This is a genomic window from Streptomyces sp. H27-H5, from assembly GCF_026627505.1.
Lineage (GTDB): Bacteria > Actinomycetota > Actinomycetes > Streptomycetales > Streptomycetaceae > Streptomyces.
The window spans coordinates 1-12517 of the sequence record NZ_JAPNLK010000094.1 but is presented as its reverse complement, the minus strand read 5'-3'; the positions used below and the strand labels follow the sequence as shown (position 1 = coordinate 12517).

The 12517-nt window shown below is 71.0% G+C and carries 17 protein-coding genes; 13 read left to right on the top strand and 4 right to left on the bottom strand.

Features of this window, described 5'->3' with window-relative positions:
• The first annotated feature begins 5 nt into the window (after positions 1–5).
• Positions 6–923 (top strand): hypothetical protein, encoded by a 918-nt coding sequence (locus tag OTB19_RS33640; protein ID WP_267802504.1) that lies wholly within the window; start codon positions 6–8, stop codon positions 921–923.
• 91 nt (positions 924–1014) lie between these two features.
• Here OTB19_RS33640 and OTB19_RS33635 read toward each other — a convergent pair whose 3' ends face one another.
• Both OTB19_RS33635 and OTB19_RS33630 read right to left on the bottom strand, forming a co-directional pair.
• The gene (locus OTB19_RS33635) at positions 1015–1230 is read right to left on the bottom strand and encodes a DUF397 domain-containing protein (RefSeq protein ID WP_267802503.1); all 216 of its coding nucleotides are present in this window, start codon (positions 1228–1230) and stop codon (positions 1015–1017) included.
• Positions 1227–2072, bottom strand: coding sequence for a helix-turn-helix domain-containing protein (locus tag OTB19_RS33630; RefSeq protein WP_267802502.1), 846 nt, complete (start codon positions 2070–2072; stop codon positions 1227–1229). Before OTB19_RS33630 ends, OTB19_RS33635 begins: the two co-directional genes overlap by 4 nt.
• Before the next feature lie 528 nt (positions 2073–2600).
• Here OTB19_RS33630 and OTB19_RS33625 point away from each other — a divergent pair.
• The 4 genes from OTB19_RS33625 (at position 2601) to OTB19_RS33610 (ending at position 4529) form a co-directional block, all read left to right on the top strand.
• Positions 2601–3086, top strand: coding sequence for a hypothetical protein (locus OTB19_RS33625; RefSeq protein WP_267802501.1), 486 nt, complete (start codon positions 2601–2603; stop codon positions 3084–3086).
• Positions 3086–3559 carry a hypothetical protein gene (locus OTB19_RS33620; protein WP_267802500.1) on the top strand — a complete coding sequence of 158 codons (474 nt, stop codon included), beginning with the start codon at positions 3086–3088 and terminating at the stop codon, positions 3557–3559. Before OTB19_RS33625 ends, OTB19_RS33620 begins: the two co-directional genes overlap by 1 nt.
• Before the next feature lie 359 nt (positions 3560–3918).
• Positions 3919–4245, top strand: coding sequence for a hypothetical protein (locus OTB19_RS33615; RefSeq protein ID WP_267802499.1), 327 nt, complete (start codon positions 3919–3921; stop codon positions 4243–4245).
• On the top strand, positions 4242–4529 hold the full coding sequence (locus OTB19_RS33610) for a hypothetical protein (protein ID WP_267802498.1): 288 nt from the start codon (positions 4242–4244) through the stop codon (positions 4527–4529). The genes OTB19_RS33615 and OTB19_RS33610 overlap by 4 nt, the downstream gene beginning before the upstream one ends.
• A 178-nt stretch (positions 4530–4707) precedes the next feature.
• Here the strand turns inward: OTB19_RS33610 and OTB19_RS33605 are convergent, their stop codons facing one another.
• Positions 4708–5133, bottom strand: a complete 426-nt coding sequence (locus OTB19_RS33605; protein ID WP_267802497.1) for a hypothetical protein — start codon at positions 5131–5133, stop codon at positions 4708–4710.
• A 617-nt stretch (positions 5134–5750) separates the two neighbouring features.
• Here OTB19_RS33605 and OTB19_RS33600 point away from each other — a divergent pair.
• The 5 genes from OTB19_RS33600 (at position 5751) to OTB19_RS33580 (ending at position 8817) form a co-directional block, all read left to right on the top strand.
• Complete coding sequence (locus OTB19_RS33600) at positions 5751–6248, top strand: hypothetical protein (RefSeq protein WP_267802496.1); 498 nt, start codon at positions 5751–5753, stop codon at positions 6246–6248.
• Between the two features lie 70 nt (positions 6249–6318).
• Entirely contained in the window at positions 6319–6798 is a 480-nt protein-coding gene (locus tag OTB19_RS33595; protein ID WP_267802495.1) for a hypothetical protein, read from the top strand.
• Positions 6799–6877: 79 nt separating this feature from the next.
• On the top strand, positions 6878–7429 hold the full coding sequence (locus OTB19_RS33590) for a hypothetical protein (RefSeq protein WP_267802493.1): 552 nt from the start codon (positions 6878–6880) through the stop codon (positions 7427–7429).
• Positions 7430–7717: 288 nt separating this feature from the next.
• The gene (locus OTB19_RS33585) at positions 7718–7870 is read left to right on the top strand and encodes a hypothetical protein (protein WP_267802491.1); all 153 of its coding nucleotides are present in this window, start codon (positions 7718–7720) and stop codon (positions 7868–7870) included.
• A 353-nt stretch (positions 7871–8223) separates the two neighbouring features.
• Positions 8224–8817, top strand: coding sequence for a DNA-binding protein (locus tag OTB19_RS33580; RefSeq protein ID WP_267802490.1), 594 nt, complete (start codon positions 8224–8226; stop codon positions 8815–8817).
• Here OTB19_RS33580 and OTB19_RS33575 read toward each other — a convergent pair.
• Positions 8814–9362 carry a hypothetical protein gene (locus OTB19_RS33575; RefSeq protein WP_267802489.1) on the bottom strand — a complete coding sequence of 183 codons (549 nt, stop codon included), beginning with the start codon at positions 9360–9362 and terminating at the stop codon, positions 8814–8816. The genes OTB19_RS33580 and OTB19_RS33575 overlap by 4 nt on opposite strands.
• A gap of 645 nt (positions 9363–10007) precedes the next feature.
• Here OTB19_RS33575 and OTB19_RS33570 point away from each other — a divergent pair.
• From OTB19_RS33570 to OTB19_RS33560, 3 genes are all read left to right on the top strand, one after another.
• Entirely contained in the window at positions 10008–10358 is a 351-nt protein-coding gene (locus OTB19_RS33570; RefSeq protein ID WP_267802487.1) for a hypothetical protein, read from the top strand.
• A gap of 75 nt (positions 10359–10433) precedes the next feature.
• On the top strand, positions 10434–10925 hold the full coding sequence (locus OTB19_RS33565; protein ID WP_267802485.1) for a hypothetical protein: 492 nt from the start codon (positions 10434–10436) through the stop codon (positions 10923–10925).
• A gap of 414 nt (positions 10926–11339) precedes the next feature.
• Positions 11340–12203, top strand: a complete 864-nt coding sequence (locus OTB19_RS33560; RefSeq protein WP_267802484.1) for a hypothetical protein — start codon at positions 11340–11342, stop codon at positions 12201–12203.
• Positions 12204–12517 lie beyond the last annotated feature (314 nt).

Sequence of the window (12517 nt, the reverse complement as noted above, 5' to 3'; positions counted from 1 at the left end):
GACTCATGAGCAAGAGGACCGACACCGAATCGACGGCACACGGCACCCGCGGATCGGCCCCGCGCGCACTCGCCCGCGTGCCCGCCCCGCGTACGGCCGAGTTGGGCCAGCGGTTGGACGCCGCCAGCGGCCGGGTGCGCCTGGCCGTGGAGGCCAGCACCGCCATCCACGCGGCACGCCAGGAAGCAGAGCAGGCGCACCGGGACGCCGCCGACGCTCGGGCCGAGGCCCAGCGTGCCGAGGCCGCAGCCGAAGCAGCCCAGCGCGAAGCCAACCACGCCCGCGAGGCCGCCGGCAAAGCCCGCGAGGAGTTCGAGGCACTGCGGCAGCAGCTCGCCGCCGAGCAGGCCGTACACCAGGCCGAGGCACTGGCACGCGGGCAGGCTGAGGGGGGCCGTGCCGTCGCGGTGCAGCTTGCCGAGCAGGCACAGCACACCGTCGTGGAAGCACAGGCCACGGCCGGCGAACTGCGCGGCCAGCTCGCCGAGGTACACCGCGAACTCGCCGAGGCCCACCAGGCCCAGCAGCGTGCCGAGGCCCGGGTGGAAGCAGCGGTGTTGGCACGCGGGCAGGCTGAGGGGGGCCGTGCCGTCGCGGTGCAGCTTGCCGAGCAGGCACAGCACAGCGTCGAGGAAGCACAGGCCACGGCCGGCGAACTGCGCGGCCAGCTCGCCGAGGTACACCGCGAACTCGCCGAGGCCCACCAGGCCCACCAGGCCCAGCAGCGTGCCGGGGCCGGGGTGAAGTCGGCACAGGCGGAGGCGGAGGCCCTGCGCGGCCGGCTCGCCGAGGTCGAGGAGTCGGCACAGGCCCGGGTCGAGGCGGCCGAGGCCGGGGTGAAGTCGGCACAGGCGGAGGCGGGCAAGGCCGGCGGCAGGCCGAGGAGTCAGCCGCTCAAGAAGCAGCGGGGCGGACGGAAGTAGGCGGCTGTCCCTGGCGTGTGCACGCTAAAAAGAGGAAGGGCCGCACCCCGGTTTTAGGGTGCGGCCCTTCCTCGCGTCAGTGTTCAGTGATTCAAAGCGTCCCGTTCCGAAGTGCGTCGACCACTGCGGCGAAGGCTTCCGCCGGCACGGCCACCACGTCGCCGTGGGGTCGCTTCGAGTCCCGAAGGCCCACCCACACTCCGACGGGAGCGACCTCCACGCACTCGTTGTTGGCCGCGCTGTAGCTGCTGGTCCTCCACGGGGCGGCCGCGAGCTCAGCGGCGGTAGGGGGGCTCTGGGGGGTCATCGGGTGTGCTCCTGTCGTGCCTGTTGCATCAGGGTGATGCTGTGTGCGGAGTCCGCCGCATCGCGAATGAGGTAGTCAAACATCATCTTGTAATCGGCTACGTCGGTGGGGGCATCGAGGTAAATGCCCTTCCGATGCAGTTCGAGGTACACCACGGACATGGACGCCATGGGGTCGCTTTCGTCGGTTCGGCCGAGCACCACGAAGTGCCCGCCGGAGCCGGCCGCGTGGGCGCCGATCGAGGCCGGCAGAACCTGGATGTCTACGTTCGGCCGGTCGGCCATCGTGCACAGGTGGTCGATCTGCTCCACCATCACCGCGGGATCTCCCACGGATCGGCGGAAAACTGCCTGATCGAGGATCACCCAGAGGTGCAGGGCCGGCGTTCGGTCCAAGACCGCGGCTTGCCGCTTCATGCGCGCGTCCACCCGGCTTGTGATCGCCTCGGAGTCGAGGCGCACGTTACTGGCGTGATGGAGGGCCAGGGCGTAGCTGCGGGTCTGGAGGAGCCCCGGAACGAGTGCGTTCGCCCACACGTTTTCGTACTCCGCGTAAGCCTCAAAAGAGACCAGGGGGTCGAGGATTTCGGGCACCGCTGGATGGTCCATCCACCAGCCGGATTCCTGATCGGTGACGAGCCGGACCAGGGCATCCCGCTCGCTCGCCGTCGCCCCGCAGGCCTCCGCGATGGCCCTCATGGTCGGCACGCGGAGTCTCGCCCGGTCCTGCCATCCCATGTAGCGGTTGACGGTGCCGACGCTCACCCCCGCGAGCTTGGCCACCTCGTTCTGTTTGCGGTCCGACCGCGCGAGGAGAGCTTGGAGGCCGCGAGCGATCAGCATGCGGCCGGCCGCGCCCGTAGTCCCTCGTTCGGTCACATCGCCCCCTTGTCTGTGCCCGCCGCTACGTAGCGCGGCGGAGCCGTCAACGGGGAGAGCGTACGCGGGAGTCGACACCTCGTAATCCCCTCATCGAACCTCACCCGGTCGGGGGGAAATTCAGTCGTTCGGGTACCGCTCATTGAATTTCAATGGCAGTGTATTCCATGGCTACACGCGGTGCCGGGGTGTGCGCTTTAAGTGATCATTCGACCGGTCGTGTGGTCCCCCACCGAGCCCAGACGACAGGGATCGAGCCGATGCCAGCAGGTACACCGTCATCACGAGCAGACATCCGCAGTGGAGTGCTGGACCCGCTACGGGCCACCCACGCGCAGACCTCCCGCTTACGCGCTGAGGAATGCGCCCGCTGCGGTTCCAGGAGCGGGCTACGGCCCGGAGGTTACGCGTACACCGCATCCGAGGGCGCCGGCCGCCTCGGTTGGGCCGTCAAGGTCTGCGGATCATGCCCGGCCAACTGGGGGTCCTGAGATGACCGGAGAGCTCGCACGGCGGCGCGACGCCGCGAACGTAGGCGCCCACTGGATTGCCAGCGCCCACCACACACCTGACGCGGTGTGGGAGGAGTGGGACGGGGCCTTGGGCGTGGCGCTGGTACCCGCTGGACGGGAGTGGGACGCGGTAGCCATGCCGTACGGCCGCCTGTTGGCCGTCATGGCGGACATGGGCCCGCTCGCGTGGAAGCACCGGCCCGTGCTTGCCGACCTGTCGTCGGGCCGTACCTACGTCTTCGTGCCCACCGGGACGGCCGAGACCTGGCAGGAGCCGGGCACGACCCCGATCGGTGACGGATTCTGGCTGGTCATGTCGCAGCCCGGCGGAGGGCGAGAGCCCCGAGTCGGTCACTGGATGAACCCGCCGGGTCTGCTGACGAGCCTGGCCGACCCGGCAGACCTCAGCGCGTCTCTGCGGCGTACCGCGAACGATGACCACCGCAACAGCGAGGAAGGGTTCTGATGAGCGACACGAAGGCGTTACCCGTCAACACGGCCAGCCGGCCCCGTCTCTATCACGTTCCCGCAGGCCTCTCGCTCGCCGAGCGCGCGGCGGCCCGCGCCGACGCCCGGGGCATGCGCGCGACCTGGGGATACCCCGGGTACGACGAGCAGTCGGCGGAGCGAGCCGGCTTCAACGCGGGAGTGGCCTACGGAGTGTGGGGCGTGTACCCGGCCGTTGCCGAACGGCTCGGGGAGCTCGCGCACCACCTGACTGCGCACACGCAAGAGGCGTTCAACTGCCACCGCCTCATCGTCACGGCCGCATTGATCGAGCGGGACGCCACGGTAAGCGTGCTCGCCCTGTGCGGCGTGCAGACCCACGTGGTGCAGGCCGATCCAGGCACGAACGAGGTGGTGAGGCGTCTTGCTACCGGATGGAGCCGGATTCGTCTGGCGGCAGGCATCTGTATGGCGGCCTCCGTCACCCTCTAACCCCCCGACCCCCGGGCCCCCTACCCTCGAAGGGAGGCCCGGGTGAGTGGCCAGCGGTATTCCGCACCCCCACGGCGCCGCCGCCACTCTGCCAGCCGCCCCGGACCTCACCCCTCCCCCGGTCCGGGGCGGTTCCATGTCCGCAGTCCTGTGGCCGACGGGTGGGACCCGGCGCCCCGTCCGCGCCACCCTGTCGCGCGTCGTTGCGCGGACCGTCCCGGCGCCCCGGGCTGAGGAGGGCCGCTACCGCAAGACGGCTGGCCGTCGGGGCGGGGGCCGTGGTGCGGGGCCGTCATCCCCTCCCGTGGAGGGCAGGCCGGGGCGTACGGTGGGAAGGTCGACACACGGAGGTCATCAGGATGAGCGCCCTGCCGCACGAGACGCCCCCGAGGGCGTACGCGGACCCGTACCGGGTCGAGGAGTGGGAAGGCCCGCAGACGCTCGCCGCGCTCCGCGCCGAGCTCGCCGTGGTGGACCCCGCCGAGCTGGTGGCGTTCAACGCCCGACTGGACGCCGCAAGGTTCACGGAGCAGGCTGCCGTCATCTCCGACGCGCGTCGGCTGATCGCCCTGCGGACCCGTCCCGAGGTCCTGGCCGCCATCGCGGCATCGCTCGCCGGCACGTCGGAAGCGGCGCCGGTGGAGGAGCTCTACGCCCACCTGGAGAGCCGGGGCGCCGCCGAGTGACCCTCTGGACCGTCGAGGTACCACCGCGGCTTTACGACGAGGTGGCCCACCTCAGCGCCGGCGGCCGCCGCGCCGTCCACGACGCACTCGATACGCTCGCCGTCGACCCGCGAGACCCCGCGAGCTCCACCGAACCGATCGCCGGCGCGGAGCTCCGCCGGATCAATACCACCCCGACGAAGGACACCGGCGACCGCATCACGCTCCTGTACCGGGTTCACGCTCCCGAGGCCGGGCAGCCAGCCGGCCGGGTGGAAGTGATCTTCATTCTGTCCGGTCCGTGACGCGTAACCCCGCCGGCGCGTGCGGCCCTGGCCGCTTCCGTCTTAGTGGGCACCACCAGCGGCGTGCCTCAGACCCGGATCGTCGGCGCCAGCGGGCACGCACCCCACCGCGGACTGACCCGGAGCCGATCCGCAACGCCGGGCGCCCGCCACGGACCACCGTGGCGGGCGCCCGTGTTCAGTTGGCCTTGGTGCAGGTCAACATGCCCCCGCCCGGCGCCGCCGCGCATGCCCGAATCTTCACGCCGGGCCCGTCGTACTCCCACTCAGCTCCCGTGGTCATCAGGGGATCGCCGCTGGTGGGGTACCTCGGCGCCGTCACCGTCTTCACCCGCTTCGGCGCACCCCCGCTCTTGCGCACCTCCAACCAGAGCTGTCCACCCTGGGGAATCCAGCCGATCGCCCGTGCGTGGTCCACCCCCCGGATCTTCTTGATCCTCAGTTCCACGATCGGGCCGCCCTCCTTCAACGTCGCCCCGTAGCAAAGCCGGGCGCCGTCCCGCAGCTCGCACGCCGAGTGCACCGTGGCGGCCGCACTGGCCGGCGACCCGGTCAGCACCACCAGCGCAGCCGCCAACGCGGCCCCAGACAGATTCAGTCGCATCATGGCCACCCAACGCCGGCCGACGAACCGAGCGCACGGCCAGATGACCGACACCGCCCGAACGTGCGACCCCGCCGCCCTCGGATTCGTGCCGGCCGGAGTCGGCATCCGCTACCGATACGCGGGCTCCGCCCACACCCGGCCACCAGTCCCAGAGGGGCCGGGGGCACCGCTGGTGACTGCGGGTCCGTGGGTGGATCGGGGTGGACGGGTCGCGGGGGGTCCCTCCGGTCCGGACGCCCCTCCGCACCATGCCGCACGACCGCGCGGGGCGGTTCCGCAAGCTCCACCACCCCGCACGCCCGCACGGCCCACCGTGAGTGCCGCCCAGACCGGAGGGACCCCCCGCTCAGCCCGGACCATGGCGCGCGGCGCCGCAGCGACCCAACACCCGAGATCCGGGCCCCGGCATCCCCGAACTTCGCTTGTACACGCGAAAAGAAACCTGAAACTCGATCGCGGCAAGCCTCTGACCTGCGGTTTTGTGGCGACACGACACGCCGCAGAGTTGTGCGTGATCGCCTATTGCTGTAATCTAATACTTGTCAGGGAGGGAAGGGAACGGCACCCGGCCCGCCTGGCAAAACCGCCAACACCCCCCGAAAGGAACCGAGATGATGAACCTTGAGACCAGCAGCAACGCCGAGAGGGCCGACAACGGCAGTCAGCTCGCCGCCGTCTTCATCGAGCAGGCCGCCGCCGCCGGAGAGACCCTCACCCACGGCGAGCGGGCGGAGATCGGCCGGGCGATGGTTGAGGCCTACTGCGACGGCATGGAGGTCCCGCCGGGCTACGAGTGGGAGTCTCACGCGCTGGTGCTGACCGACCTGTTTCACCACGCGGACGGTCTGGTCAGCCCGGTCGGGCTTATGCAGGTTGCCGCGTCGGAGCTGCGTGCCACGGTCAACGTGGTCCCGCTTCTCTGCGCGATCGGCGAGGAAGGACAGCCGGGACTCATCGCGGGTGCGGTCACGGCCGTGCTCGCGCACGCCGAAACGGTCGATATCTGCATTGACCACATGACTGACATGGCGTTCGGCGCATGGTCCGACGAGGTGGAAGAGGAGCGGTTCATCAAGGTGAAGGCGGCCCGCGCCGCCCGCTTCACCAGCTAGCCCCCGACGCCGGGGGGCGGGAACGGTACCCGCCCCCCGGCACCACCACCAGCACCCCGAAGGACGATCAATGAAGTTCACATTCCTGGCACCAGCGGATGTACTTGTGACGGTCGACGCCGCCGACGAGATGGCCGCGTGCGAGGCGTTCACCGCAATGCAGGGCGAGTTTGTCACCGTCGCGAACGGCACGGTCCACGGCCACCAGCTCACGGCCGTGAACGTCCACGAGGACGGATGGGAGCTCTACCAGGCCGACGGCGAGACGGTACGGGATCAGACCGCGTGCCCCGCCGCCGCCTGTAACGGGACCCTGGTCAACGGCCGGTGCACCTACGGCGCCGGATGCCTCGGCGCCGACGACGCGGCCCCGTGCCCCGTGTGCGGCACCGACGAGTGCGAGCGCCCCACCGCCCCCCGCGCCTCCATCTGCACTCGCACGGGCTGTTACGCGTCCCACGGCGAGCACCAGGGCGACGAGGACGAGGGCAACATTTGCGGCGCCTTCACCCTGACCATCCCCACCGACCAGGACGACGACGAGCTGTAGCGCCCGCCACGATCCCCGGGGGGCGGGAACGGCACCCGCCCCCCGGCACCACCACCAACACCCCACCGAAGGGACCGACATGGAGACCACCACCCCCACGCCCGACGAGCGCGCCGAGCGCGGAGCCGAGATCGTGCGCGAGCACCTGGCCCACGCCGAGCCGCACGACACCCCCGCCGTCCGCGCCCGCCGGGGGTGGAGCATCGCGCAGCTTCACCGTCCGCAGGCCGACCGCTGGACCCCCGCGCCCTGCGCGATGTGGCAGGAGCTCATCACCGCCGCCGTGACCGATGTCCTGCACCTGGCCGACGGATGGCACAGCCCCGAGAGCGTCTTGTGCCGGGCGTTCGGCATCCACTGGTCCCAGGACCTCCCGGCCCAGTGGAGCGACGCCGCGAACGGCGGGCAGGGCCTCACCGTGTCCGGTGGCGCCCCGCGCGCTCCCCGGCCGGACACCGACCCGCGCCACAGGGACGCCCTGGCCGGAGCTGTCGCCGACCTGTACGCGGCCGCCGCCGACCGGTACGACGGCACCGCCGAGGAGGTGGCCGACCAGGCCGAGACGGATTTCTGGGACGAGGTCCACGCCGCCCGCGTCCAGGCCGTGCGTACGGCCCGCACCGCCCCCTAGGGCGGCCGCAACCACGGCCCCGGGCGTCGAGCCCGGGGCCGTTCCCGTTTCGGCGGCACAGCGCCAGCCGCGCGGTTTACTGTCGAGTCGGCCCCTGCCCGCCGGTTTCGCGTGTGCACGCCAAATAGGCCCCTGATCAGGGGCTTTGGCGGCCGCTCGGGTTGTCTCTGACGCTCTATTGCTGTATTCTAGTGAATGTCGGAAAGGGGAACGGCACCCCGGACCGCGACCACCAACACCGTTCCGAAGGGAATCGCCATGTGGATCAAGCCCCGCTGTGGAGACTGCATGATCGGAAACTATGCCCAGTTGCGCCCCACGGCCCTGCTGGCCTGCACCAACCCCGACTGTGAACACGTGATCACCCCGTCCGACTTCGTGGACGTGGACGAGTGGAAGTTGCAAGACGGAATCGTGGTCATCCGCGACGACGTGCTTTAGACCGGACCAGCGGCCCGGGGGCCGAGCCCCCGGGCCGACGCCGCGACATGGGAAAGGCCGGTGGGACACCCGAAGGTGACGGCATCCACCGGCCAGATTGCTCCCACCAACACCCGCCCGAAGGCGGAATGGAAAGCGGCACCAGTGTAGACCGCCGCGTCGTGCGCCGGCACCCGGGCCGCGGGGCGGAGCGGCCGAGGCGGCATCGAGCCGCCACGGCCGCGCTGCCGCGTGCCCCCCACGGCGCGTGCGCCAGGTCCACCACGGCGCCGGCCCACCCGCCCCGTAGCCTCGCAACAGCCCGAACCCCGCTCCCGGCCCCAGCGCCGAGGGCCGACCCCAGGAGCCCCGCAGTGATTCCCCGTGGCCGCCCCACACTCGATATCCACGAGGTAGCCGCCCGCGCCGGCGTCTCCGTCGCCACGTGGCGCCGCCGGCACCATCAGGCATTCGCCGCAGCCGTTCAGCCACTGCCCGGATCGGTACGGCCGCTCATCTACGACGCCGCCCAGGTCGACGCCCACCTAGCCGGCGAGCCGCTGCCGCCGCTTCCGTCCGGCCCGCACCCGGGCGACCTGCTCACCGATAGCGAGGCCGGCGCCATCGCCGGCGTCACCGCGTCCACCGTCCGCGCCGACGCCGTCAACGGCTTGATGGACCGGGGCACGGAGCGCCACGGGCGCCGCTGGTGGACCCGCGCGGCCGCCGAGGCCCGCGCCGGCCGCGAGGCGCAATACAAGGGCCGCACCGCCGGCGCCAAGGACCTGGCACCGCGGATCGCCCGGACGGACCCGCGGATTCGGGAAGTCGCCGCCATCGCCGAGGCGGCCGAAGCCGGCCAGGCCCAGCCCGTGACCGCCGCCCAGCTCGCCGAGCGCTACGGCGTGAGCACCCGGACCGCCGAGCGTCTCATGGCCAAGGCCGACGAGGCCCGACGCACGTCCTAGACGACGGCCGGCACCGGGCGGCCGACATCGGCGAGGAGTTCGGCCGGCACGCCGTCACGCATCCATTCCAGGGCGGCCGGCCCCGGCATCCCGTTGGCGTGCAGCAGCGGCCCGCCGTGCCGGCCCATGAGCGCAGACGCAGCCTCGGGTACCACCGGCACGCCGAGGTAGGAGGCCCCCGGACGGGGCCAGGTCAGGTCACGCACCGTCCCGTCCGCCGCCGAGCACCACGCGTGTTCGACCGGATAGGCCACGTCCCAGGCCCACCCCTCCACATAGACGAGCTCGCCGCCGGAGCCGGTGGCCCACATGATCGATTCGATAAAGCACCTGCCCGGCTCGCCGGGAGGAAGCCCGCCGCCCGGCCACGGCGCCGGCGCGAACAGCCGGCCCACCCCGAGCAGCAGCCCGGCTAGAGAGCCGTACGCCCAGCCTGGCCGCGCGGGACGCAGCTCAGCATCCATGTGGAGCCAGGCGACCAACGCGCGGTCCCCGTCCGTCACCGGCGCGAGTGACTCGCTCTGACTGCCCGTCTGTCCGTTCATCCGCCCAGTCTCGCGCAGCCGGCGCCGGGCCGTCCGTGGCCCCGCGGATTCGCGGCGTGCGGCTGGGTGGGTGGGGCGGCAACCGTCACATGGCATGCGTGGCCGGCACCGCTGCCGACTGCGGCCCGTCGCGGCGTGGAAAGGACAGCCGGCGGCGGGAGGGGGGTGCCGGGCCGGGGCCAGGTTGCCGCTCTGCCGGACGTGTACGGGGCCGGGCGCCGTACCCCCGCCGTCACGGATGCGGCAGCGTGAGGCGAACGCACCGCCCGGCCGTGGCGGGCGGGGAGCTAGCAGCTGCCGCGATGTGGCCGGGCCCGGCACTCTCGCTCCGCTCGTACCCGCATCGTCGTGGCCGAGGAGCGGGTGCGGGCCCGGTGGGGGCCAGGGCCACGAGCACGGCCAAGCCGCCGCCGAGGAGGCGGGCCGCACCGGTCCGGCCGGGCTCAACTTCGCGTGTGCACGCGAAAAGAAAACTGAAACTCGATCACGGAAAGCCTCTGACCTGCTGTTTTGTGGCGACACGACACGCCGCAGAGTTGTGCGTGATCGCCTGTTGCTGTAATCTAGTTCTTGTCAGGGAGGGAAGGGAACGGCACCCGCCCCACTCGGCGAACACCACCAACACCCCCCGAAAGGAAACCCGAAATGAACACCATCAACGACGCGCAGACTGAGGCCGCCTACACCGACGAGGAGATGGAGGGTGCCACCGCGCACGTGCTTGACCGCTTCCTGAAGCCCCTTGCGGACTCCACCGGCCAGCACGTTGGCGACCTGCTCGACGGCACCCCGGAGGACGTGTTTGCCGCAGCCGTCACCGCCTACATGATGGCCGGTCGCATCGCCCAGGAAGATCCTGCGGCCGAGCTCCACGCCACAGCAGGTCAGATGTTCATCGCGATGCTTCGCATGACTCCCGGACAGGAGCAGTTCGCCGCTCTGATCACCGGCGCGATCTACCGCCAGATTCGCGCGGAAGAAGGTATCGAGGGTTAAGAACCCCACTCCGCCGGGGGCGGGAACGGCACCCGCCCCCGGCGTCACCACCAACACCCCCTGGAAGGAAAGAACATGACTGACGACGTGACCAGTGCAGAGCGAGCAGGTTGGGCCGCCATCGCCCTTGACGCCTACAACGAGGTGGCACCCGCGCCACTCTTCCCAGTACCGAGCACCAGCGCGCTCGCGCACCTAGGAACCGTTGCTGCCACGGCCTACGCCGAGGCGACCCGGAACGACCCGGCGGATCGAGAGGTGCACGACGCATTCAGCGCCAATCTTGTGATCGGTGACCTGATCGCCGACCTCTACCACCTGGCGGACGAACAAGAGATCGCCGCCGACCAGATCACCGAGGCCGCCGAGGAACTGCGGGCCCGCAGCTACCCCGTCCAGCTGACAGCTCTATGCGCGGTGGCGGCCGCCGGAGCGGAGCGCCTGGCCGCGATGCTCGCCGCACTGATGGAGTCTGCCGAAGCGTTCGGCTGTGACGTTCCCGAGATGGTGGCCGACGCGCAGGCGTTCTACGAGGACTGCAAGGCCGAGGAAGCCATCAGCCGATGAGCCGTGGCCCGGGGCCGTTCCCCCCCGAACGCGACTTCGCCTGTACACGCGAAAAGAAAACTGAAACTCGATCACGGCAAGCCTCTGACCTGCTGTTTTGTGGCGACACGACACGCCGCAGAGTTGTGCGTGATCGCCTGTTGCTGTAATCTAGTTCTTGTCAGGGAGGGAAGGGAACGGCACCCGGTCCACCTGGCGAAACCCACCAACACCCCCGAAAGGAACCGAGATGAACAACCCGGAGAACGAGCGCGTCATCCCGAAGGTCCCGGCCCAACGGCAGGCCTCGGAGCCGATCCGCCGACTCCCCCAGCAGCGCGACCGCCGCGCGAGCTGACCCGCCCGGGGGCGGCGACCAGCTCGCCGCCCCCGATCCCCACCCACTCGACCTCTCGGCACGATAGGAAAGCACCGATGAACACGACCGCCACCACCGCGACGATCCCCCCGCAGGCCGGACCAGCTCAGGCCCAGCAGGAGCACGGCAGCCGCATCATCACCGCCCTTGAGGGCGCGTGGAGCGCGATCCGGGCCCAGCACCCCGACGTGCCCGCCGTCCTGATGATCACGGGCACGGGGAGGACCGGGGCATCCCTCAAGTGGGGGCACTTCGGCGAGCGCAGGTGGACGACGGGAGGGACCCGCACCCACGAACTCTTCGCGGGCGGTGAGCTCATCAGCCTCGGCGGCCGCCGCACGATGCAAACGCTGTTGCACGAGGCCGCGCACGCACTCGCCCACGTCCGGGGCATCAAGGACACCTCATCTGACTACCGGTACCACAACAAGCGCTTTGTGAAGATCGCGGAGGAGTTGGGGTTGCAGGGCCCCGCGTCGCCCGCCTCGGTCATCGGGTGGTCTGACTGCCAGATCACCGACGAGGCCGCCGCGCGGTACGAGTCCGTGATCCAGACCCTGGACACGGCCAGCCTGCCCTACGTCCATGACCCGTGGGTGACCGCGCTTTTCGGGGGCACCGCGAAGCCGACCGGGGGCGAGGACGAGGAGGGCGACGACGGGGACGACGACGGCGAAGCCCAGGGCGGCCAGGTCGAGGGCGGCGACGATGAGCCGAAGAAGGCGAAGCGCCCGCCGACGCGCTTTCTCGTGGTGTGCGGCTGCACCAAGCCGGGCAAGGACGGCGAGCCCGAAGCCGCCCGCCGCATCCAGATCAGCCGGGCCACGTGGGAGTTCGGCCGCGAGGACGGCAACGAGGACGGGGGCGCTCTGATGTGCGGCCGCTGCGGCGAGCCGTTCCGCAAGGCCGACGAGGACTAGCCAGTCAGGGGGGCGCCCACGGGCGCCCCCCTGACTGCACGTCACTGGCTTTGCGCCGGCCGCCGGGTGCCGGCCCGGAGCGGGCCCCGGCGGCATCGAGCCGCCAAGACCCGCGCTGCCGCCGGGGCCACCCGCCGGAATGTGACGAACAGGTAATCGGCCTCGGGGACCATCCGTACAGCCGTTGGCGCTAAGTGGTCTGCGTCGTAAATCCTTCGGGGGTTGACGTCGGGCTTGGCGTGCGCTTGCCCGTGTCAGGTGTCGAGACCGGTGAGGTGGAGGTGGCAGGCGGTGTCGAGTGCGTCCTCGGGGGT

Coding starts and splice junctions, on each gene's coding strand:
- OTB19_RS33560 (WP_267802484.1), top strand. CDS start 11,340: ATGAACACGACCGCCACCACCGCGACGATCCCCCCGCAGGCCGGACCA.
- OTB19_RS33590 (WP_267802493.1), top strand. CDS start 6,878: ATGGAGACCACCACCCCCACGCCCGACGAGCGCGCCGAGCGCGGAGCC.
- OTB19_RS33595 (WP_267802495.1), top strand. CDS start 6,319: ATGAAGTTCACATTCCTGGCACCAGCGGATGTACTTGTGACGGTCGAC.
- OTB19_RS33570 (WP_267802487.1), top strand. CDS start 10,008: ATGAACACCATCAACGACGCGCAGACTGAGGCCGCCTACACCGACGAG.
- OTB19_RS33585 (WP_267802491.1), top strand. CDS start 7,718: ATGATCGGAAACTATGCCCAGTTGCGCCCCACGGCCCTGCTGGCCTGC.
- OTB19_RS33565 (WP_267802485.1), top strand. CDS start 10,434: ATGACTGACGACGTGACCAGTGCAGAGCGAGCAGGTTGGGCCGCCATC.
- OTB19_RS33605 (WP_267802497.1), bottom strand. CDS start 5,133: ATGCGACTGAATCTGTCTGGGGCCGCGTTGGCGGCTGCGCTGGTGGTG.
- OTB19_RS33640 (WP_267802504.1), top strand. CDS start 6: ATGAGCAAGAGGACCGACACCGAATCGACGGCACACGGCACCCGCGGA.
- OTB19_RS33620 (WP_267802500.1), top strand. CDS start 3,086: ATGAGCGACACGAAGGCGTTACCCGTCAACACGGCCAGCCGGCCCCGT.
- OTB19_RS33575 (WP_267802489.1), bottom strand. CDS start 9,362: ATGAACGGACAGACGGGCAGTCAGAGCGAGTCACTCGCGCCGGTGACG.
- OTB19_RS33630 (WP_267802502.1), bottom strand. CDS start 2,072: ATGCTGATCGCTCGCGGCCTCCAAGCTCTCCTCGCGCGGTCGGACCGC.
- OTB19_RS33600 (WP_267802496.1), top strand. CDS start 5,751: ATGAACCTTGAGACCAGCAGCAACGCCGAGAGGGCCGACAACGGCAGT.
- OTB19_RS33635 (WP_267802503.1), bottom strand. CDS start 1,230: ATGACCCCCCAGAGCCCCCCTACCGCCGCTGAGCTCGCGGCCGCCCCG.
- OTB19_RS33615 (WP_267802499.1), top strand. CDS start 3,919: ATGAGCGCCCTGCCGCACGAGACGCCCCCGAGGGCGTACGCGGACCCG.
- OTB19_RS33625 (WP_267802501.1), top strand. CDS start 2,601: ATGACCGGAGAGCTCGCACGGCGGCGCGACGCCGCGAACGTAGGCGCC.